The sequence below is a fragment of the Mariniphaga sediminis genome, from assembly GCF_003573545.1.
Classification (GTDB): domain Bacteria; phylum Bacteroidota; class Bacteroidia; order Bacteroidales; family Prolixibacteraceae; genus Mariniphaga; species Mariniphaga sediminis.
Genome location: NZ_QWET01000025.1, coordinates 47,414 through 68,679 on the forward strand (window position 1 = coordinate 47,414; position 21,266 = coordinate 68,679).

The 21,266-nt window shown below is 42.6% G+C and carries 14 protein-coding genes; 7 read left to right on the plus strand and 7 right to left on the minus strand.

Annotated elements, in window-relative coordinates:
* Positions 1-92: 92 nt before the first annotated feature.
* The 6 genes from rplI to accC all read right to left on the minus strand — a co-directional run bounded on the left by rplI (position 93) and on the right by accC (position 4,897).
* Positions 93-539 (minus strand): 50S ribosomal protein L9, encoded by a 447-nt coding sequence (gene rplI / locus D1164_RS21350; RefSeq protein ID WP_119351941.1) that lies wholly within the window; start codon positions 537-539, stop codon positions 93-95.
* Positions 540-553: 14 nt separating this feature from the next.
* Positions 554-823 (minus strand): 30S ribosomal protein S18, encoded by a 270-nt coding sequence (gene rpsR, locus D1164_RS21355; protein ID WP_119351942.1) that lies wholly within the window; start codon positions 821-823, stop codon positions 554-556.
* A 3-nt stretch (positions 824-826) separates the two neighbouring features.
* Positions 827-1,180: a 30S ribosomal protein S6 gene (gene rpsF / locus D1164_RS21360; protein ID WP_206611088.1), complete on the minus strand. Its 354-nt coding sequence runs from the start codon at positions 1,178-1,180 to the stop codon at positions 827-829.
* A 145-nt stretch (positions 1,181-1,325) separates the two neighbouring features.
* Positions 1,326-2,861 carry an acyl-CoA carboxylase subunit beta gene (locus D1164_RS21365; RefSeq protein WP_119351943.1) on the minus strand — a complete coding sequence of 512 codons (1,536 nt, stop codon included), beginning with the start codon at positions 2,859-2,861 and terminating at the stop codon, positions 1,326-1,328.
* An 11-nt stretch (positions 2,862-2,872) separates the two neighbouring features.
* Positions 2,873-3,382: a biotin/lipoyl-containing protein gene (locus D1164_RS21370; RefSeq protein WP_119351944.1), complete on the minus strand. Its 510-nt coding sequence runs from the start codon at positions 3,380-3,382 to the stop codon at positions 2,873-2,875.
* Between the two features lie 9 nt (positions 3,383-3,391).
* Positions 3,392-4,897 (minus strand): acetyl-CoA carboxylase biotin carboxylase subunit, encoded by a 1,506-nt coding sequence (gene accC / locus D1164_RS21375; protein WP_119351945.1) that lies wholly within the window; start codon positions 4,895-4,897, stop codon positions 3,392-3,394.
* A gap of 284 nt (positions 4,898-5,181) precedes the next feature.
* On the opposite strand from accC, the gene D1164_RS21380 reads away from it, so the two are divergent.
* The 7 genes from D1164_RS21380 to D1164_RS21410 all read left to right on the plus strand — a co-directional run bounded on the left by D1164_RS21380 (position 5,182) and on the right by D1164_RS21410 (position 20,204).
* On the plus strand, positions 5,182-7,818 hold the full coding sequence (locus tag D1164_RS21380) for a DUF5916 domain-containing protein (protein ID WP_119351946.1): 2,637 nt from the start codon (positions 5,182-5,184) through the stop codon (positions 7,816-7,818).
* 24 nt (positions 7,819-7,842) lie between these two features.
* Positions 7,843-9,180 carry an MATE family efflux transporter gene (locus D1164_RS21385; RefSeq protein WP_172594575.1) on the plus strand — a complete coding sequence of 446 codons (1,338 nt, stop codon included), beginning with the start codon at positions 7,843-7,845 and terminating at the stop codon, positions 9,178-9,180.
* Positions 9,181-9,612: 432 nt separating this feature from the next.
* Positions 9,613-10,653 (plus strand): zinc-dependent alcohol dehydrogenase, encoded by a 1,041-nt coding sequence (locus D1164_RS21390; protein ID WP_119351948.1) that lies wholly within the window; start codon positions 9,613-9,615, stop codon positions 10,651-10,653.
* Positions 10,654-10,731: 78 nt separating this feature from the next.
* On the plus strand, positions 10,732-11,943 hold the full coding sequence (locus tag D1164_RS21395) for a FecR family protein (RefSeq protein ID WP_147372258.1): 1,212 nt from the start codon (positions 10,732-10,734) through the stop codon (positions 11,941-11,943).
* A 158-nt stretch (positions 11,944-12,101) separates the two neighbouring features.
* Positions 12,102-15,614 carry a SusC/RagA family TonB-linked outer membrane protein gene (locus tag D1164_RS21400; protein ID WP_172594576.1) on the plus strand — a complete coding sequence of 1,171 codons (3,513 nt, stop codon included), beginning with the start codon at positions 12,102-12,104 and terminating at the stop codon, positions 15,612-15,614.
* 13 nt (positions 15,615-15,627) lie between these two features.
* Positions 15,628-17,100 carry a RagB/SusD family nutrient uptake outer membrane protein gene (locus D1164_RS21405; protein WP_172594577.1) on the plus strand — a complete coding sequence of 491 codons (1,473 nt, stop codon included), beginning with the start codon at positions 15,628-15,630 and terminating at the stop codon, positions 17,098-17,100.
* A gap of 155 nt (positions 17,101-17,255) precedes the next feature.
* Positions 17,256-20,204 (plus strand): M16 family metallopeptidase, encoded by a 2,949-nt coding sequence (locus D1164_RS21410; protein WP_119351952.1) that lies wholly within the window; start codon positions 17,256-17,258, stop codon positions 20,202-20,204.
* Between the two features lie 133 nt (positions 20,205-20,337).
* On the opposite strand, the gene D1164_RS21415 is transcribed toward D1164_RS21410, so the two are convergent.
* The gene (locus D1164_RS21415; RefSeq protein ID WP_172594578.1) at positions 20,338-20,886 is read right to left on the minus strand and encodes an RNA polymerase sigma-70 factor; all 549 of its coding nucleotides are present in this window, start codon (positions 20,884-20,886) and stop codon (positions 20,338-20,340) included.
* Positions 20,887-21,266 lie beyond the last annotated feature (380 nt).

The window sequence follows — 21,266 nt, forward strand, 5'->3', positions numbered from 1 at the left end:
AGTGTTTCTCGAAAGACAAAGGTAAAAAAGTTCAAAAAAAAGCGGCCTGAAATTTATTTTTCAGGCCGCTTTTTATCTATTCGTTTATGAAGTTATTCTCCTACAACTTCGAATTCCAAATCAACAATAACATCTTTGAAGAGCTTAATTTTGGCAGTATAAGTACCCACTTCCTTGATGCTGTCTTCGGGCAGGGTAATTTGTTTCCGTTCTATTTCGAATCCTTTTTTGTTGATGGCTTCTGCCACCTGAATGGTATTCACCGAACCGAAAATTTTTCCTGCCGAGCTTACTTTTGCCCCAATTTTTACATTCTTGTTCATCAGCTTTTCTGCAATTGCCTTTGCTTCTTCTCTCAAACGTTCCTCTTTGTGGGCGCGTTGTCTGATGTTTTCAGCCAGAACTTTCCTGGCCGAAGTAGTGGCGGCAATAGCTTTGTTCTGAGGGATAAGAAAGTTACGGGCATAACCGTCTTTCACGGAAACAATATCGTCTTTGCTTCCCAGTCTTTCGACGTCTTGTATTAAAATAATTTCCATTTCAAGCTTCCTTTTTATTTCAACATATCAGTTACATACGGCAGCAAAGCAATCTGGCGGGCACGTTTAATGGCCTTGCCAACTTTGCGCTGGTATTTCAATGAAGTTCCGGTGATACGACGGGGTAAGATTTTACCCTGTTCGTTCAGGAATCTTTTAAGGAATTCAGGATCTTTGTAATCTACATACTTGATTCCGTTCTTCCTGAAACGGCAATATTTTTTCTTTTTTACCTCTACCGATGGAGGAGTCAAATACCTTATTTCACTTGAATTTTGTGCCATCTTTTATGCCTCCTTTTCTGTTTTTTCTTTCCGAAGTCTTCTTCTCTTTTCACTATACTCAACAGCATATTTGTCGAGTTTAACGGTCATAAACCGAATGACACGTTCGTCGCGGCGGAATTCAATTTCCAGCTTGGAAACTAATTCAGGGTTGACTTTAAATTCAAACAGGTGGTAAAACCCGGTAGATTTCTTTTGGATGGGGTAAGCCAGTTTTTTCATTCCCCAGTCTTCTTCATGGACCATCTCACCTCCGTTGCCGGTAATGATGTCCCTGAATTTTTTTACCGTTTCCTTTACCTGTGGCTCAGATAAAACGGGAGTACAAATGAAAACGGTTTCATACTGATTCAACATAAACATCAAATTTTAATTAAACGTATTTTAATTTTGAGGGCGCAAAAATAGAAATAAAATAATATAATTCAAACACTTCGGGAATGTTTTGACAAACAATTAATGAATAATACCATAAAATGGAAAGTTACAAGAATTTCCTTTTTTACAATGGAATATTCCCATGCTTTTTCGGCGGGTTTGATTTTCGCTTGTTTCGCGTCATTTCAAGTGCGCCGATAATTTTTTTACGGGTATCCTGTGGATGAATGATTTCGTCAACATACCCCAGAGAAGCTGCCTTATATGGATTGGCAAATTTCTCGCGGTATTCTTCCACAACTTTTCCCTTTTCTTCTTCACTGTATTTATTCCGGTAAAGAATATTGATAGCACCCTCCGGACCCATCACGGCAATTTCGGCGGTAGGATATGCAAAATTTACATCCCCGCCAATGTGTTTGCTCGACATTACATCGTAGGCACCGCCGTAAGCTTTTCTGGTAATCAGGGTAATTTTTGCTACGGTGGCTTCCGAGAAAGCATAAAGCAACTTGGCTCCGTGTTTAATAATCCCGCCGAATTCCTGTGCTGTGCCGGGTAAAAATCCGGGAACATCTACAAAGGTGACCAGGGGGATGTTAAAGGCATCGCAAAAGCGGACAAACCGGGCTGCCTTTGCTGAGGAATTGATATCGAGTACACCTGCCAAATGGGCGGGCTGATTGGCTACAATTCCTACCGGTTGACCAGCAAAGCGTGCAAATCCGCAAATAATATTCTGGGCATATTGCGGCTGTACTTCCAGAAAATGTTTGTTGTCAATCACACTCCGGATGATTTCGTGCATGTCATAAGGTTTGTTTGGGTCTGCCGGAATTAAGTTTTGCAGGTGTTCATCAATTCTGTCCGACGGATCGATGGTCGATTTAACCGGCGGGTCTTCCATGTTGTTGGATGGCAAAAAGCTGACCAGTTCTCGAATCATCATCAGGGTTTGCTCCTCGTCGTCACCGGTAAAGTGGGCAACCCCGCTTTTGGTACTGTGTGTATGGGCGCCACCCAGTTCTTCTTTTGTTACATCTTCGTGAGTTACAGTTCGGATTACATCCGGTCCAGTTACAAACATGTGGCTTTTTTCATTCACCATAAAAATAAAATCGGTGAGGGCAGGGGAGTAAACCGCCCCGCCGGCACACGGACCCAGGATGGCCGAAATTTGGGGAACGACACCGGAGGAGATAACATTGTTGTAAAAGATATCGGCATAGCCGGCCAGGCTTTCCACTCCTTCCTGTATACGCGCACCGCCAGAGTCATTCAGGCCGATAACCGGTGCCCCCATCTGGAGGGCCATGTTCTGTATCTTCACAATCTTGTCGGCATTGGCCCGGCTCAGTGATCCGCCAAAAACGGTAAAGTCCTGTGCAAACACGTAGACAAGCTTTCCGTTTATTTTTCCATAGCCCGAAATCAACCCGTCGCCAAGGATTTTTTTCTCCTGCATACCGAAATCATGATTTCGGTGTGTAACCAGTTTGTCAATTTCGTTAAAAGTACCCGGATCGAGCAGTTGCAGAATGCGCTCGCGGGCGGTCTTTTTGCCAGAACTATGTTGTTTTTCAATGCGTTCTTCTCCTCCTCCCAACTCTGCCTTGAGATTAAACTCTTCGAGTTGGCTGTATTTTTTTTGTATATCCATAAAAGAGTGATTTATTCGATTTCTATGAGAATTTGATTTCCTTCAACGGTTTCACCTTCTTTGGTATTCACTTTTTTTACCACACCGTCGATGGGAGCTTTGTATTCACTTTCCATTTTCATTGCTGAAATTATAATGGCCGTATCTCCTTTTTTGATTATATCCCCTTGGCTGACCAGAATTTTCACGACCTTTCCAGGCATGGGCGAAGTGATGGTTTTTTCATCTTTTCCAACCCCGTTCGAACCCCTGTTGATGAGATAACGGGCTTCGGCATCAACCACCTCTACATTGAATGTGTCATAAAGTGTATGGGCGACATATTTTTTAGGTTGTTTTTGGGGGACGAGTTCAATATTGTAAGACCTCCCGTTTTCAATAATCGAAAAGGTACCGTCCTGAGTGTGGAGTAAGTCTACCTGGTAAATTTTACCATCTACCTCCACTTCCAGAAGATTTCCGTTTTGTTTAACCAGTCTTACCCACGCTAAACGATCGTTAATTTTTATTTCAACTGCCATACTGTTTTTTTAGAAATGGTTAATGTAGGAAATTTTTTTCCAGCGGCTTTGTGCCGGTGCGAACCCCTGATTGTCTGTCTGTATCCGGTTAATTTTATCGAGATAATCGATGTAAGCCGCAATAATTACCATATCGTCGGAATCCTCAGGAGTTCCATTGTTCAGAAGATATTCCTGGTTTTTTTCTATAAAATGAGTATCGTACTTTCCCTGGATAAAATCAGGAGTATTCATTATCCGTTCCAGGTATTTAATAGATGTTTTTACTCCTGTTATTTTGTATTCGTAAAGGGCCCTGCGCATCCTTCTGATGGCTTCGTCCCGGGTACCTCCCCAAACAATAAGTTTCGAAATCATTGGATCGTAATGAATAGGAATTTCATATCCTTCATAAACGTAGCCGTCGGTTCGGACTCCAAGTCCCAATGGTTCAGAGATTTTATAGATTTTACCCGGACTTGGCATAAAATTGTTGTCGGGATCTTCGGCATAAATCCGGCATTCAATGGAGTGCCCTCCCAAAGCGAGCTTTTCCTGTTTAATACTTAGTTCCTGGCCTTCGGCAATCTTGATTTGCTGTTTCACCAGGTCTATTCCGGTTACCCTTTCAGTGATTGGGTGTTCAACCTGCAGACGGGTATTCATTTCGAGGAAGTAGTAATTCAGGTTGTCGTCTACCAGAAACTCAATAGTCCCGGCGCCTGAATATTTAACGGCTTTGGCCGCTTCCACTGCCGCACTCCCCATTTTTTCACGCAGTTCCGGTGTCATAAGCGGAGACGGAGTTTCTTCTATCATTTTCTGATGTCGCCGTTGTACCGAGCACTCGCGCTCAAAAAGATGGATGGCATTGCCATGTTGGTCTCCGAGTATCTGAAACTCGATGTGGTGGGGGGAAGAAATATATTTTTCGATGTAAACCGAGTCGTCGCCAAAAGCCGATTTAGCTTCGGAACGCGCTGCCCGTACAGAAGAAACAATATCTTTTTCGTTGTGTACCAGTCGCATACCTTTTCCGCCGCCGCCTGCAGAGGCTTTAATCATAACCGGTAATCCGATTTGCCTGATGGCACGTAAAGCTTCTTCTTCTGTATCTACACTGCCTTCGGTTCCGGGAACTACCGGAATTCCGGCTTTTTGCATGGTTTCTCGGGCTTTTATTTTGTCGCCCATCTGGTCAATTACTTCCGGTGAAGGGCCTATAAAAATAATGCCTTCTTCCTGGCATCGCCTTGCAAACCGTGCGTTCTCAGAGAGAAACCCATACCCGGGGTGGATGGCATCAGCGCCGCTTTGTTTGGCTACTTCAATTATCTTTTCAACGTTCAGGTAACTTTCGCTCGATGGCGCTTTGCCAACATAAAAGGCTTCATCGGCATACCTTACATGCAACGAGGTGCGATCGGCTTCCGAAAATACAGCCACCGATTTTATTTCCATTTCCCTGCATGTACGCATGATACGGATAGCTATTTCCCCTCGGTTGGCTACCAAAATTTTTTTGATATAATTCATTTCTGAAATTTTCCATTTTAAAAAAACACCTATTATAACCTTACTTTACCCAAATTGTTTAAGATCTTTTTTCTCCTTTTTTCGCAAAGATGAAATTAATTTTAAGCTAACTTCCGGCAAATCAATATGTGTTAATAATTGTAAATTGACCGCTTCTGTAAAAAAAAAGCAGGTTAATTTTTGAATCATGGACACCTAAGTTCAAAAGTTACAAAAAATAATAAAAAAAATATTTTTTTGTTTAGTAAAACATATTAGTTTTGAGTTCTTAAAACTAACCTTTTATGAATCTCAAACATATACTAATCTTATTTTTTATTCTGAATATTCTGGGGACTGCAGCCCAAAATTTTGATTACACCCTGTCAGATGATTCTTTGGTAAATTACCATGCAAGCCTGAAAAAAATATACCATGCAACCCGCACCGAACTCAGACCGAAGATAGACGGACAACTCGATGATGTGTGCTGGAAACAAGTTGGAAACTGGCAGGGAGGCTTTATTCAGCAACAACCCAATCAGGCCGGAAAGCCTTCGCAACAAACAAGTTTAAAAATTTTATACGACGATACTTACCTTTACATTGGCCTCGTATGTTACGATAATGAACCCGAAAAAATAAGGGATGTTTTGGGACGCCGGGATGAATGGAATGGGGATATAGCCGGGATTGCCCTGGATTCGTATTTTGATAAACAAACAGCATTCGAATTTAATATTACGGCAGCAGGACAAAAAGTGGATTTAATGCACCTGGGGGATTACGGTTGGGATTATAACTGGGATGCCGTGTGGGATGGAAAAGCATCAGTGGGTGATTCGGCATGGTATGGCGAAATGCGGATCCCGTTCAGTCAACTTCGTTATGCCGATAAGGAGGAACACGTATGGGGAATGCATGTATGGCGCTGGATTGACAGACTAAAAGAAGAGGATCAGTGGAAACTTATTCCGGTAGATGCGCCTGCCATGGTTTATATTTTTGGCGAATTGCACGGCATTAAAAACATCACTGCCAGGCGTAACTTCGAGCTTTTACCCTATGCCAAAATGAAATACATCCCGGAACCGGGCAAGTTGTTTAAGGCCGATAGTAATTCTCCACCGGCTGCGGGCTTCGGCCTCGACGGCAAGATTGGCATTTCCTCCGACTTTACCCTTGATTATACTATCAACCCCGACTTTGGCCAGGTAGAAGCCGATCCGTCTGTTCTGAACCTTACCTCTTATGAGGTTTTTTACGAAGAAAAAAGACCGTTTTTCCTGGAAGGAAACAGTATTCTGGATTTTGGTGCGGGAAGCGATTTGCTTTTTTACTCCCGTCGAATCGGGACTGCGCCAGGTTATCTGCCTTCTGTGGATGAAGGAGAAAACCTGTCGATGCCGGATCAGACATCAATCCTGAATGCGCTGAAATTTACCGGAAAAAACCGATCGGGACTGTCGCTGGGAATAATTAACAGCATGACTTCGCGTGAACATGCCGTTATTTCATCTGAAAGCCGGGAGCGAAAAGAAACAGTGGAACCGTTCACCAATTATTTTGTCGGAAGGGTCAAGCAGGATTTTAATGAGGGGAATACTGTGCTGGGCGGAATGGTAACCTCTACCATCCGAAATATAAAGGAAGACCACCTCAAATATTTGCCAGGTAGTTCGCTGGTAGGGGGAATCGATTTCAACCACAACTGGCTGAACCGGAAATATTTCATCGATTTCAATGGTTTTTTCTCCAGGGTGGAGGGAGATGAAGAAGCCATTTCTGATTTGCAGCTTAATTCGAGGCACTATTTTCAGCGGACAGATGCCCCGCACCTTCATTTTGATGAAACGCTGACTACATTACAAGGATGGGGCGGCAATCTAAGGGGAGGTAAACGCAGCGGTAAATTCAGGTTGATAGGAACCCTCGACTGGCGATCTCCCGGACTGGAGTTAAACGACCTGGGGTACCTTCGGCAGGCTGACTATATTGATCAAGAGCTGAGTATGCTCTACTGGATAAATAAACCCAAAGGAATTCTTAACAGCTACTACCTCCAACTGGAGCAGAAACAACACTGGAGTTACGGGGGAGAAAAACTGGGAGCCGAATTGTCAGGGCGCATCCGGTTAGAATTTAAAAACCTTTGGAAACTGGACTTGATCGGTAACAGGATTTTTTATGAAATGGATACCCGCCAGTTGCGGGGCGGGCCTTCGTTGCGAATCGATGGCAGCACCCTGGGCCGGTTTTTTGTTCAGACAAACAGCAGTAAAAAGTTGTTTTTGGGAGGAGGGTCTCATTTTATGTGGAATGATGACAAGATATCCTGGTGGGGGCAGCATGTTTTTCATGTGGAGTGGTTAATCAGCAACCGTTTAAAATTATCGTCGAGGACGACTTATACAGATCAAACCGACAATAACCAGTTTGTTATGCGAGCCACAACGGAAGACGACAGGAAATACGTTGTGGGCCGAATTGATCGCCACACGATTTCTTCTACGCTCCGGGCCGAATTTTTTGTTACCCCGGAACTTTCCTTTCAGTATTACGGAAATCCTTACGCAACAGTGGGCAGGTATTACCAGTTCCGGAAAGTAGCCGCTTCAAAATCAACAGATATTACCCGGCGGTTTACCCCGCTGCCGATTGAAACGGTGAACGGTGACCCCTGGCTGCTGGATGAAAACAGAAATTTGTTGCTGGATTTGTCTGAGAGCAGCCCCGATTTCAATTTTCAGGAATTTCGTTCCAACTTTGTTGCCCGGTGGGAGTACAAAACCGGCTCTACTATCTATTTTGTGTGGACCAATACCCGCTCGCGTTTTCAAAGTTATTACGAACCGTCGATTATTAATAGTTTAAAAGGACTAAACAAAGTTAAGGCTGACAACGCATTCATGATTAAAGTGAGTTTCTGGTTCTCCATTTAGGACAAAGATGTATTTTTGTCCCCCGTGAATTTTACACACTATATACCTTTTTACAGGCGAAATCTCCGACTGGCTTTTCCGGTTGTTCTTTCGCAAATCGGGCAGGTGACTGTATCCCTGGTCGATAATATGATGGTAGGGCATGTGGGTACCACAGAGCTGGCTGCCTCGGCTTTTGCCAATAGTATTTTTACAATCGGGATGTTTTTCGGGATGGGTATCACCTACGGAATAACCCCGCTGGTAGGCAAAGCTTTTGGAAATAGAGAAACGGATAATGTGGTACAATGGCTGAAAAACGGGACTTTTACATTGTTGATAGTCACTTTCGCACTTGCACTGATTATGTTTGGGGGATATTTCCTGTTGCCGTTTATGGGGCAACCTGCCGATGTAATGGAACTTGCAGGACCGTACTATCTTTTACTTAGTGCCTCCATCATTCCTTTTATGTTATTCTTTTCGCTGAAACAGTTTTTTGAGGGAATTGGTAATACGAAAATTGCCATGCAGATTACGCTGATTTCCAATGCCATTAATGTGGCGGTAAATTACGTGCTGATTTTCGGAAAGTTTGGCTTCCCTGAACTGGGATTGATAGGAGCCGGAATTGGGACCCTGGTTTCACGCATTTTTATGCCGCTGCTTTACATTATATATATAGTATGGATTCCGCAATTCCGGCGGTATTTTACGCTGGCCCGTTTGCAGGCCTACAGTAAAGAACGGATTTTGTCTGTCCTGAAAATTGGAATTCCAATTGGGTTTCAGCTTATTGTAGAAGTACTTACTTTCAGTATTGGTGCGGTAATGATGGGATGGCTGGGAGAATCTCCGCTGGCAGCACATCAGGTTGCCCTCGGACTGGCCAGTTTCCCTTATATGATTTCCGTCGGTATTTCGCAGGCGGCCACAATCAGGGTGAGCCACCAAATGGGAAGAAACGATTTCCATTCGTTACGGATGGCAGCTTTTGCCTCCATGCACCTGGTGGTTGTATTCATGTTTGTGATGGGGCTGATTTTTGTGATAGGAAGGAACATTTTGCCGCTGATGTTTACTACCGATCCGCATGTTGTTTCAATCACAGCCCAATTATTAATTGTCGCTGCCATTTTTCAGGTTTTTGATGGATTGCAGGTAGTAATGCTGAGCAGTCTGAGAGGAATGGCCGATGTGAAAATTCCTATGTTGATAGCTTTCGGCGCTTACATGTTGATCGGAATTCCTACATGTTACGCCCTCACCTTTTTACTCGATTTCGGGCCTCAGGGAATATGGTTTGGATATCTTACAGGCCTTGGGGTAGCAGGCATTTTCTTCTATTTTCGGTTTAAATATAACGTTAGAGAAAGGGCATAAAAAAACGGGTTACCCTTGGTGACGATAACCCGATTGTTCATAGCTTAGTTTAGTTAGACCTGGAAATAATATTGGTTTAACAGAGAAAAGGTAGTGTTTCAAATAACGTTTAATTTACATTGAATTAAAACTCTGCTAATATAGCACAAAATTGGTTTAAATGTCAAATAAAATTAAAAAATTATTAATAAGTGTTAAATAATGTTCTGGCGAAATTTGTAATTAATTGATTATTAAGAAACACAAAAAAATGACCGACAGAAAAAATTTTTTGGTTTCTGAATATTTTTTCGTTCCGGTTCCCCAAAGAGTTTTCATTAATATTCATTTAAAGAAGAATTTTTAAAAATGAATAAAAAATTACAGGATTTGGCAGGATTCAATTTTTAGAATAAAAATATACCTTGCAGGAAATAAATAAAAGATTTGAAAATGAAGAAGGTGGTTTTAACAGGGATAAGGGAGATGCAAATGACAACCACACCCGAACCAGTTCTTTTACAGGAAGATGAGGTGAAAATAAAGCTGGTTTCCATCGGTGTATGCGGCTCCGATATTCATTATTATTCCGAAGGAAAAATTGGTAGTCAGGTAGTTGAATACCCGTTTGCCGTAGGGCATGAATGTTCGGGGATAGTGGAAGAAGCAGGAGCCGGGGTTACCCATGTTAAGCCTGGTGATTTAGTGGTAGTCGACCCTGCCGTGCATTGCGGCCATTGTGATCAGTGCCTGTCGGGGAGGCCTCACACGTGTCGGAACAATCGTTTTTTGGGGTGCCCCGGGCAATTGGAGGGCTGTCTTTCCGAATATATTGTGATGCCGTCATTTACCTGCTTTCCGGTAAGCGGAAAGCTGAACCCGGTGCAGGCTGCCTTAATTGAGCCGTTTACAATTGGCGTATACACGGTAAATCTGGCGGAATTAAAACAACCGGATGCATCGGCTGCTATTTTTGGCGCAGGTCCGATTGGTCTGAGCGTGTTGCTGAAGTTACTGGCCGATGGAATAACAAACGTGGGGGTGATTGAACCATTGGAATATCGCCTTAAAAAAGCAAAGGAAATAGGGGCAAAATACCTTATCAATCCTGAAAAAGAAGACGTGGAAGCCAGTGTTAAAAAGCAGGAAGAACTACTTGTAGACGTGGTGTTTGAAGCCAGCGGCGAGCAGGAGGCCGTGACCAATGCGGTGAAGATTCTCAAACCCGGCGGTAAGTTGTTGCTGGTGGGTATTCCTCCTTCGGCCCAATACACTTTCGATATGGATTTGATGCGACGAAAAGAGTTGACAATTATAAATGTCCGCCGGCAAAACCATTGTGTAGAAGAAGCCATCGATTTGGTTGTAAGCGGAAAAGCCGATGTGGAAAAGATGGTAACCCATCATTTTTCACTGGAGGAAACGCCTGTGGCTTTTGATATTGTTGAAGGGTATAAGGACGGCGCAATTAAAGCAATGATAAATTTTTCATAGACTGAATACCCATCTTTTCCTGTTTGGTTGTTCTTATTTAAAGGCGAAGAAGTTTTTAAAGACTATGAAACACCAAAAATGGAAAAGAACGACCGGTATTTAAAAATTGCAAAGCTGATTGCAGATGACTTAAATGGTTCTCTTAATGCAGAGGATAAATCATTTTTGGAAAACTGGATTCTTGAATCGGAAGAAAACAGGGAAATCTACCATCAGATTAAAGACGGTACATGGTATGCAGAGCAATCAGCCGGCATAAAAAAATACCTTCCGGAAGAGGGATGGGAAAAGATTGAAAAGCAAATTAAATCTCCTCTTGGAAGAAGATCGGTTTTTATGATTGTTGGCAAATATGCCGCGGCAGCTGCCATTCTTTTTTCCGTATTTCTTTTTGTAAAAGAAATTACATTCAGAAATGACACGGCAACGGAATTAGTCCAACCTCAGCAAACGCCGCTCAAACCCGGCGTAAAGGAGGCCAGGCTTATTCTGGACGATGGGCGGGTTATCCCGCTGACTGCTGATTCGGCGTTTTCCATTGAGGAGGAAAACGGAACGGTTATCGATAAAACTACCCAGACAATTGATTATGCCAAAAATGCAGCCAAACCACCCCGTGAAATATTTAACACCATAATAACCTCCACAGGGGAAGAATTTTCGCTAAATCTTTCCGATGGAACGAAGGTTATTTTAAATGCTGAGAGTGAAATACGGTTTCCAGTCGTTTTTGTCAGGGATGAAAGGGTAGTGGAGATAACCGGGGAAGCCTATTTTGAGGTAGCCCGCGATGCAGAGCACCCTTTTATTGTAAAAACACCCGCCTCCGTTACACAGGTTTTGGGGACTTCTTTTAATGTAAGGGCTTATGATGATGAGCTTTCTGAAAAAATTACACTGGTTGAAGGAAAAGTGGATATTTCTCGTCAGGATAACGGGAATCAAACCATTACGCTGAGCCCCGGAGAGCAGGCATCCGTTTCCGGCACCGGCGGAGAGATTAAGGTTGAACAGGTAAATATTGCCTACTACACAGCCTGGAAAGACGGGCGATTTATTTTCCGCAACGAACGGCTGGAAGATATTGTGAGAAACCTGAAACGCTGGTACCAGTTTGATGTGGAGTACCTTAACGAAGATACAAAGGATATGCGCTTTGGTGCAACGCTTGATCGGTATAAAGAGGTTAATCCCATTTTTAAAATATTCAATAATACCAGACTGGTTAACATCATTCAAAGTGAGAACAAGATAATTATTAATATACCAGATGAGAAACGAGAGACGTAGTAAAAAAAAGATGCGGGAGATAATTGCGAGCCATCTACCGCATCCGAGAATTAAATTAGAAACGTTCATGTCTAACTTAATACAACAAATGTATGAAAAAAAATTTTGAACAATTGTTTTTCCTTTATGGGAAAAAGTTGAGAAAATCTTGGCGAACAATGAAATTGACAGTATTTATATTACTGCTGGGAATATTGCAGATTCATGCAACGAATGTTTTTCCCCAGGGAAGGTTGGTAAACCTTGAATTTGAAAAAATTTCTCTGGAGGATTTGATTTGGGAAATCCAGGAGCAGACCGACATTGTTTTTGTTTACGGGAAGAAAGACATTCGTGATGTGAGAGACATCAATATTCACGCAACCAATTCGGAAGCCATTGAGGTAATTAAATCGTGTATCAAGGGGACCAACGTGGAATTAGAGATCATCGATGGTGTCATTGTACTCAGAAAGAAAGAAGAGAGTCCGGTACCCTCCGTACAACCTTCGTTTGTGGTGTCCGGAAAAATTACCGATAACAATGGTGTCCCGTTACCGGGAGCTACCGTATTGATTAAAGGGACTTACCGGGGAGCCACAACAAATGAAGAGGGAACATACCGTCTCGAAGTTCGTGATGGAAGCACCGTACTGGTTGTTTCTTTCCTTGGTTTTGCGACACAGGAAGTGGCGGTGGATGGAAGGAGCACCGTGGATGTAACCATGCAGGAAGCTGTTACCAGCATCGATGAAGTGTTGGTAATAAGTACCGGTTACCAGCAACTGCCTAAAGAGCGTTTGTCTGGTTCGTTTGAAGTTATTGACGGAAAATTATTTAAAGATCGTCCCAATGCAGACATCGCATCCTCGCTGGAGGGGATGGTGCCAGGTTTTCAGCGGGTGATTAAAAACAATCCTGATGGTTCTATTTCGTATGATAACCGCATCAGGGGGCAGGGCACACTCACAGAATCTATTGCCAATCCGTTGCTTGTAGTGGATGGGTTCCCGGTAGAAGATGCTGACTTTTCTACCATCAATCCGAATATTGTGGAGTCTGTTACCATTTTGAAAGACGCGGCGGCGGCTTCCATTTGGGGGGCCCGGGCCGCCAACGGGGTAATTGTTGTGACAACCAAAAGCGGTAAGGGGTCCGATTTTTTTGAGGTAGACGCCAATGCTTTTGTGCGCGTAGGTTCCAAACTAGATCTTGGTTATGTGAATCCGATTGCCGACACAGAAACGCATCTAGCCTGGGAAAAGTATGTGTATGATAACAAACTGACCGGGAATTTAACCCCGTCGGCGCTTGGAGAGATTATTTTTTCACAGACCCCGAGTCTGACTTTATACAATGAATTTAACCTGGGTAATCTCAGCGAATCAGAATATAACAGTCAAATTGCACAGTTAAAACAATATAATTATCAGGACGATGTATACGAATATTTTCTGAAAAAGAATATTTACCAGCAATACGATGTTTCCATTACGGGAGCAACAGAGCGAAACAATTATTCTTTCTCTGTGCTGTATGATAAAACAAACTCCCATTTTGTAGGAGATGAATCTCAGAAAGCCCTGATCTCGTTCAAAGACAATTTTAAAATGAACGACTGGCTGCGGTTGGATGTTGGGGCTACCATCGGGCTTCAGAACAATACCAACGAAGGAGCAAGCCTGAGGGATATTCGCGGTTTACCGCCTTACCAAAGACTGGTAGATGAAAACGGGGACTATGTTCCTATGGCAAAGGATTATTACCTGCCCATATTGAATGAAGTTTCGGAGAAGGGCGACTTTCCCTATTCCGACTGGAATTACAACCTTCTGCAGGAACTGCGCAGCAGCGACAGGCAGTCCCAGAGAAATACGGTTCGTTTGCAGGCTGGTTTGAATGTGAAGATTTTAAAAGGTCTTACCTGGAATGGAAAAATCCAGTACGAGCGAGTAGAAAACAGCAGTAAAGATTTGTACTCAGAAGAGAGTTATCTTGTACGGAACCAGGTAAACCGTTACAATGGTTACGACCATGAAACCGGGAAAGTAACCAGTTATAGTGGTGTTGGGTATGCTTTCCCCGAGGGGAGTGCATTAGACCGCTCTTCCACCCATCACGAAAGTTATGTGCTTCGCAACCAGCTTCAGCTGGATAAAGATTTGGGTAACCGGCATCATATTATGGCGTTGGTGGGAAGTGAAGTGAGTTCCTATGTTTCCAATTTTAACCAGCAAATTCGTATTTGGGGCTATGACGATGAAAAGTTGTTGTACCCGAATCAGCCTTTTTATGATGACTATGGCGCCTCCCAGTTTTACACACCAAGCAAAATCAGATTAGACCCTGTAAGAGACTGGTCTTCTGCTTATACTGACAACCGGTTCTTTTCACTTTTTGGAAATTTTGCATACACGTATAACCGGAAATATACGCTTACCGGAAGTGTACGTACCGATGCATCGAATATGATTGTAAAGGATCCTAAATACCGGTATGCGCCATTTTGGTCAGTTGGCGGACGTTGGTCTGTTAATCAGGAAAGATTTATGGCAAATGCTGCCTGGATCGACCGTTTGCAATTGCGGGGATCTTACGGGGTTTTGGGAAATGTTGTTACCAGCACTTCTGTGATTCCTCTCATTTCTTACAGTTCGAGCACCAGTTATTATAACCAGGAGTATTATGCCAGTGTAAAAGATTTTGGGAACCCGCTTCTGCGTTGGGAAGAAACGAAAACGCTTAACCTGGGAATCGATTATGCTTTCTTTAATAATAAACTGAGCGGGAAAGTTGACCTCTACTCAAAACGTAGCGAGGATGTGCTGGCTAAAGTAGATATTGCCGGAGCTTACGGCCTGGGCTATTCAAATGCTGTAAATGCTGCTGAATTGATGAACCGGGGTATTGAAGTAGAGATAGCCACTTTGCAGCATATCACACACGATTTGAGTTGGAACGGAAGACTTGTTGTATCGCACAACAAAAATGAAGTAACAAAACTGGATATATTCAGTTACTATCCTGCGCGTATTGTAATGGAAGATGTGTTTGTAGAAGGAAGACCTATTTCTCCTGTCTATTCCTACATATACGAAGGAGAAGAAAACGGAATTCCGATGGTTCGTTTTGAGAACGGGCAGAAAACAGAGATATTCAATATTCCCACGGTTTCAGATGCCCGCAATTTTATGCAGTATGAAGGTTCATTGATACCGACTACGGAACTTGGTTTTACAAGTAATTTTGAATACAAAGGCTTTTCACTCAAAGCCATCGCTACCGGGCGATTCGGACATGTATTCCGGATAGATGCTCCCCGCTACCCTCTGTTAAACAGTGCTTTTGGTTCAGTGCTTGGAAAACCAATGGAAGAAGTAGTTAGCGGATCACCGGACAAATTTCCGGGCCTGCCGCCTGCAAGCGTTCCCGATATTGCTGCATACAGCATTGTTCGGAATTTTAACACGTTGGTTGAAGATGCCTCCAATATCCGGTTAAAAGAAGTAACCTTGTCTTACACGCTTCCACGTGGGTTTGTTCAAAACTGGAATATTTCCAATGTCAGACTTTACAGCCAGGTGAATAATTTGGGAATACTGTGGAAGGCCACAGATACTTATTACGACCCGGATTTTCCACGGTTTAAAATGCCGGTTTCTTATTTGCTCGGCTTAAATGTCACATTCTAAAAAAATGAGAAAAATGAAGAATATAATAATAGTCCTGATTGCCATTGTTGCGTTTACTTCCTGTGATGATTTTCTGGAAGAATACCCGTCGAAACAAAGTAACCAACCGATTAAAACGACGGAAGATCTGGATCTCCTATTAAATAATGTAATTGATTACTCTTTTGAGTATAACTATGCTGCAATGTGTGCAACCGATAACGCCGCAGTAGATACATTCCATTATAAATTTCAGCCCAAAATATTTACGAACAGCAATTCGCTGGGGTGGTTTTTATGGGATGAATATGTACTCAAAAATGCCAATGAACACACAGACTGGGTGAAAGAATTTGGCAAAATTGGCAAAGCCAACCTGGTACTCGATTTCCTGAATGAGGTGGAAGGCCCGGAGGCGGAAAAAGAAGAATTGCGTTACGAAGCCCATTTTGTAAGGGCTTACAGCTACTTTAATCTGGTAACGGTGTACTGCCTTCCTTATTCAGAGGAAAATGCGGGTGAGGCCGGGCTTCCGTTAAGGACCACTATTAGCGTGGAGCAGTCGCTTGAAAGAGCAACGCTCCAGGAAACCTATGATTTTATTGAAGCTGATATAAAAATGGCACTTAAAACGGGTGCCAAAGAATGGAGAGATTTACCCTGGAGATACAGTTTGCCTGCAGTAGAGGCTTTTGCCGCTCGTTTTTACCTTTATATTGGGGAATACGATATGGCTTTAACCCATGCAAGTAATGCTTTGGATGCGCATAGCCAGCTGGTTTCTTTTGAAGAGGTGATGTATCAGAACGGTGAATTGTATAACTGGCTTGGACTAGGCTCTCTTTATCCTTACTCAAAAATAATGACTTCGGCCGATATGTTCAGGTGGCCCGAATTATACTACAACAGATTTTTAGGCCAGCGGACTTATTATCAGCATGCTTATCCCAGTGAAAAGCTGATAAATATTTACGACACTACAGATATTCGCTACGATGCATTATTTGTAGAGAATGTTCGGGTCGGGACCAGTCTCAGTCCTTATGTAGGATATGCGTATCTGGGGTCGGGAAATTACATCCCTTCCGGTCCGACAACTGGCGAAATGTACCTGATTCGTGCCGAATGTTACGCACGGCAGGGGAATGCGGCTCAAACCAGCGCTAACGTGGAGGCATTACGTCAGGCAAGGTATAAAGCCGCCGATTATGAACCGCTGGAATACCCGGCCGGGGAAAAAGAACTGACACAACTGGTTATTGATGAGCGCAACCGTGAATTTCCTTTCACCCTCCGCTGGTATGACCTGCACCGGATTAACAGGGACCCGCTGTTGGACAACGTTAATATTTCACGTACATTTTATTCTTTAAACGGCAATTTGCCTGAACTGGATGCACCACTGAAAACTTACACGTTGGATGCCGGCAGCCGTCGCTACGCATTTCCTCTTACAGAAAATGAAATCATTTCATCGGGAGAGGAACTGGAACAGAATACCTATTGATGTGGAAATAGTGCATCAGTATAATTCATAAATCGATCACCCTGAATTTATTTCAGCATCAGAATTTGTTAATCGAATACCTGAAACCTGAAAAAGTTCAGGGTGATTTTTTTGTTGTTATTTAGCCATGCGCTTTTAAAATTAAATTACAGAAAATGAAAAATATAAGTTGGATGAAAAAGGTGGGGCTCTCCATCGTAATCACATTTTTTATAAACATATCTCTGTTCGGACAGTCTGATTTTGTTGTAAAAGAATCACAGGACGCTATCGGGAATACTTACCGGTACGTGACAGACGATCCGATGGATACCCGAATTTACACGCTTGAAAATGGAATGGAAGTGTATATCAGTCCGAGTAACGATGAATCCAGGATTCAGGCGATGGTTGCCGTAAAGGCAGGTTCAGCTGTTGAACCATTGGAAAGCACCGGTTTGGCACATTACCTCGAACACATGCTTTTTAAAGGCACTTCCCGCATTGGAACAGTCAATTGGAATGCCGAAAAGCCTTTGCTCGATCAAATTTCAAAATTGTATGAACAACACCGGTTTACTGACAATGAAGAGGAAAAGAAGCTTATCTACGCAAAAATCGACAGTTTGTCAACCATTGCGGCCGGGTATGTGGCTCCGAATGAATTCAGTAAACTGGCTGCTGCCATGGGGGCAACCGGGGTGAATGCCGCAACTACGTACGATTTTACCTATTACCGCGAAAATATTCCGTCGAATGAACTGGAACGATGGGCAGAACTGGAAAGTGAGCGGATGAACAATGTGGTTTTGCGTCTTTTTCATACCGAACTGGAGACAGTGTACGAGGAGTACAACCGGGCGCAGGATAACGACGGCAGGCAACTTTTTTATGCCTTGCTCGATAATCTGTTTAAAAAGCATCCGTACAAACGACCTGTCATTGGTTTTCCGGAGCATTTGAAAAACCCGTCGATGGTTAACATTCACCGCTTTTTCAATACCTATTATGTGCCCAATAATATGGTCATTATCCTTTCTGGCGAAGTGGTCCCTGAACAGGCAATCCCCGTTTTGGAAAAGTACTTTGGAAAGTACGGGGAAAAAGAACTTCCGGAAGTTACTTTTCCCAAAGAAGATCCAATTACTGAGCCGAGGGTGAGTGAGTTGTTTTCAAAAGAAGAAGAAAAGGTTATTCTGGCATACCGGTTGAATGGCAAAAATACAGATGATTACAAGTATTCCATGATTATGGACGGATTGTTGTCGAACAGCGGTAAAGCAGGTTTGCTGGATATCAATCTGAACCAGGCTGCAAAGGTTCATGCAACGAGCAGCAGTCTTTTGTTTTTGAAAGATTACGGCATCCATTATTTCAGTGGTATTCCGAAGAAGGAGCAATCGCTGGAAGAGGTGCAGACTTTTGTTCGGGAAGAAATTGAAAAAATTAAAAGGGGAGAATTTGAAGAGTGGCTGCTGGAGGCCATTGTAAACAACATGAAGCTGACCCATATTCAGGGGCTCGAAAGTAGTATCACAAAGGCTTCTTATATTTTATACTCTGTGATGTATGGTGTTCCTTATGAAAAGCATGTTGCATTTTTGTCTGAACTTGACAAGGTTACGAAGGATGATGTAGTCAGCTTTGCCCGGGAGCGTTACGCAGATAATTATACGTTGATTTATAAACGGAAAGGGGAGAAACAATTGAGGCAGGTAGAGAAACCGGATATTACACCGCTTACCCTGAACAACGAAAATGAATCTGATTTTACAAAGCAGTTTGTACAGCAGGAACCGGAAGGTCTTACGCCGCAATTTGTTGATTATAAAAGTACATTTCCGGGAACAAAACTGAAAAACGGAATGGATTTTTATTTTCTGAAAGACACCACCGGGCTCTTCTCGTTTCGTTATATTATCCCGGCAGGAAAGGATCACGATGGCCTGTTACCTTTTGCAATGCGGTATTTCAGGGAACTTGGAACTTCAAAGTTTACTCCCGATAGTTTGAAAAAAGAACTTTTCAGGTACGGAATTTCATTCAGTATTTCGGCATCGGACGATAAGTCCTACATAAATGTGCGTGGTTTGGATGAATATTTTAAAGAAGCGGTGGAGCTAACGGAGCATATATTTGCCGATGTTCAAAACGATCCGGAAATTTACAGGAAGCAGATTGAGAAGGAGAAAGTTTCCCGGGAATTACAGAAAGACAATGTACGGGCTATTTCAGCGCATGCCCAGCAATACATGCTGTATGGCGGGAACAATAGTTTTGCCAATGATCCTTCGGTCAGTACGTTGGAAAGCCAGGATCCGGCTGCTATGCTCGAAAAGATTGCGCATCTGTTCAATTATAAGCATACTATCTACTATGCGGGAAACCGGTCTGAAAAGGAAGTGATTCGAATCGTTAAGAAATCACATGATCTGCCGAAAACATTCGCTGAGATTCCGGCTAAAAAGGAATACAATTACCTTCCGCTGAATAGCCCCGGCGTTTATTTTATGGATTATGATATGGTTCAGGCGCAGGTTCGGATGGTGGCAAAAAATGACGTTCCCTATTCGCCCGAATTGCTGGCATACAAAGAAATGTATGACAACTACTATGGAGTGGGACTTGGAAGTATTATTTTCCAGGAAATAAGGGAATCAAGGGCGCTGGCTTATTCCTCCGGCAGCTATTACCAAATGGAAGTCACCAACGACGAAGACAACGTTGTAGTGGGGTATGTCGGAACACAGGCCAATAAATTATCGGAGGCAATGCATGCCCTCGAAGGCCTTATGGATACGCTGAAATTTGATCCCGAAAAATTTGAAATTGCCCGGAAAGCAGCCATCAAATCACTGGAATCGAACCGGGTGCCGCAAAAGTACTGGTTTGGAAGGTACATGGGATTTTTAGATAAAGGAATTGACTATGACGTGCGTGAAACCCAATATAAGATGCTGCAGGAAATGACCCCGGAAAAGTTTATGGACTTTTTCTCAAAATATATTCGAAACTCGAATAAGCAGTATTTTATCCGGAGTAAAAAGGAAAATATCGATTTTGAATCGTTGAAGCCATTTGGGGAATTAAAGGAAATCACACGGGAAGATATCTTTGGATATTAATGGTATATAGAAATTGTTTTTAAGTACTAAAACCGGGTCTTGCCTGATATGGAGAGTAAGGCCCGGTTTTATTTTTGAAAAAGAAAAAGTGTGATGCGAATTATCTCCGGAAATGTAAGGCTATCTGTTTCATCTAAAAAAATGCAGCCAACAAAACTTTTACATTTTTCAGTGTCTCGCGTAATTTGCGGTAGGCATTTTTTTTAGCCGTATGCACCGTAAGCGGCGAGATTCCCATCTGTTCGGCTATTTCAGCATTTTTCAGGCCGAGCATGGAATGCTCAACCACCTGCCTCATTCGTTCCGGTAAACTTTCAACAGCCTTCCGTACCAGAAAAAATGTTTCCTGTTTAATGATATGTTGTTTCAAAAAGGATTCGGAAGCAACCTCCTCTATTTCCGATAAATCCCCGCTTGCTTTAGGCTTTTTTAAAATATTGAGGCAATCGTTTTTTACAACGATATATAAAAACTTTCTGGCTGATTTTAATTCACTGAATTCTTCCCTTTTCTCCCAAAACTTTATAAGCGCTTCCTGGGCAACGTCTTTGCTTTGTTCCTCATTTCTCAGGAATTTTTCGGCAAACAGGCAAAGGACTGGATAAAAATCGTTAAAGAATATTTTAAACGATTCCTTTTTCCCTTTTTTAATATCATCAATAATATTCCGGTCTATACCCACCTGTCTTCGAATTTGTATCCACGAACCCTTTTTCCCTAACAGCCTCGAAAAATAGAGATTTTTACCGTATTGACAAAGTGTTAAAATAGCATATCATTTGACTTAAAAAACAAATAAAACGCCTGATAATTATAATGATTTACAACTTCCATCCATTTCTATTCATTGCAAAAGTTTAAATCTGAAATTTAATACAGACCTCACAATTGGGGTAGTGTTACAACTAAAAGTTAGTGGAAAACATTTGGTTTGGTTTAAATACTCCCCTTGTTTAGACAACATTACTTCAAAGATAAGTTAGATTTCGTTTCCCGCCCAATTGGGCGGGAAACGAAATCTAAGCGGCCGAGCAGAACACTTTCTCTGGCTTTTTATAATCC

What these genes read in the sequence shown, in the direction of transcription:
- D1164_RS21400 (WP_172594576.1), top strand. Translation starts at nt 12,102, where the DNA reads ATGAAATTGACAGTATTTATATTACTGCTGGGAATATTGCAGATTCAT.
- rpsF (WP_206611088.1), bottom strand. Translation starts at nt 1,180, where the DNA reads ATGTTGAATCAGTATGAAACCGTTTTCATTTGTACTCCCGTTTTATCT.
- accC (WP_119351945.1), bottom strand. Translation starts at nt 4,897, where the DNA reads ATGAATTATATCAAAAAAATTTTGGTAGCCAACCGAGGGGAAATAGCT.
- D1164_RS21380 (WP_119351946.1), top strand. Translation starts at nt 5,182, where the DNA reads ATGAATCTCAAACATATACTAATCTTATTTTTTATTCTGAATATTCTG.
- D1164_RS21390 (WP_119351948.1), top strand. Translation starts at nt 9,613, where the DNA reads ATGAAGAAGGTGGTTTTAACAGGGATAAGGGAGATGCAAATGACAACC.
- D1164_RS21365 (WP_119351943.1), bottom strand. Translation starts at nt 2,861, where the DNA reads ATGGATATACAAAAAAAATACAGCCAACTCGAAGAGTTTAATCTCAAG.
- rplI (WP_119351941.1), bottom strand. Translation starts at nt 539, where the DNA reads ATGGAAATTATTTTAATACAAGACGTCGAAAGACTGGGAAGCAAAGAC.
- rpsR (WP_119351942.1), bottom strand. Translation starts at nt 823, where the DNA reads ATGGCACAAAATTCAAGTGAAATAAGGTATTTGACTCCTCCATCGGTA.
- D1164_RS21370 (WP_119351944.1), bottom strand. Translation starts at nt 3,382, where the DNA reads ATGGCAGTTGAAATAAAAATTAACGATCGTTTAGCGTGGGTAAGACTG.
- D1164_RS21410 (WP_119351952.1), top strand. Translation starts at nt 17,256, where the DNA reads ATGAAAAATATAAGTTGGATGAAAAAGGTGGGGCTCTCCATCGTAATC.
- D1164_RS21395 (WP_147372258.1), top strand. Translation starts at nt 10,732, where the DNA reads ATGGAAAAGAACGACCGGTATTTAAAAATTGCAAAGCTGATTGCAGAT.
- D1164_RS21405 (WP_172594577.1), top strand. Translation starts at nt 15,628, where the DNA reads ATGAAGAATATAATAATAGTCCTGATTGCCATTGTTGCGTTTACTTCC.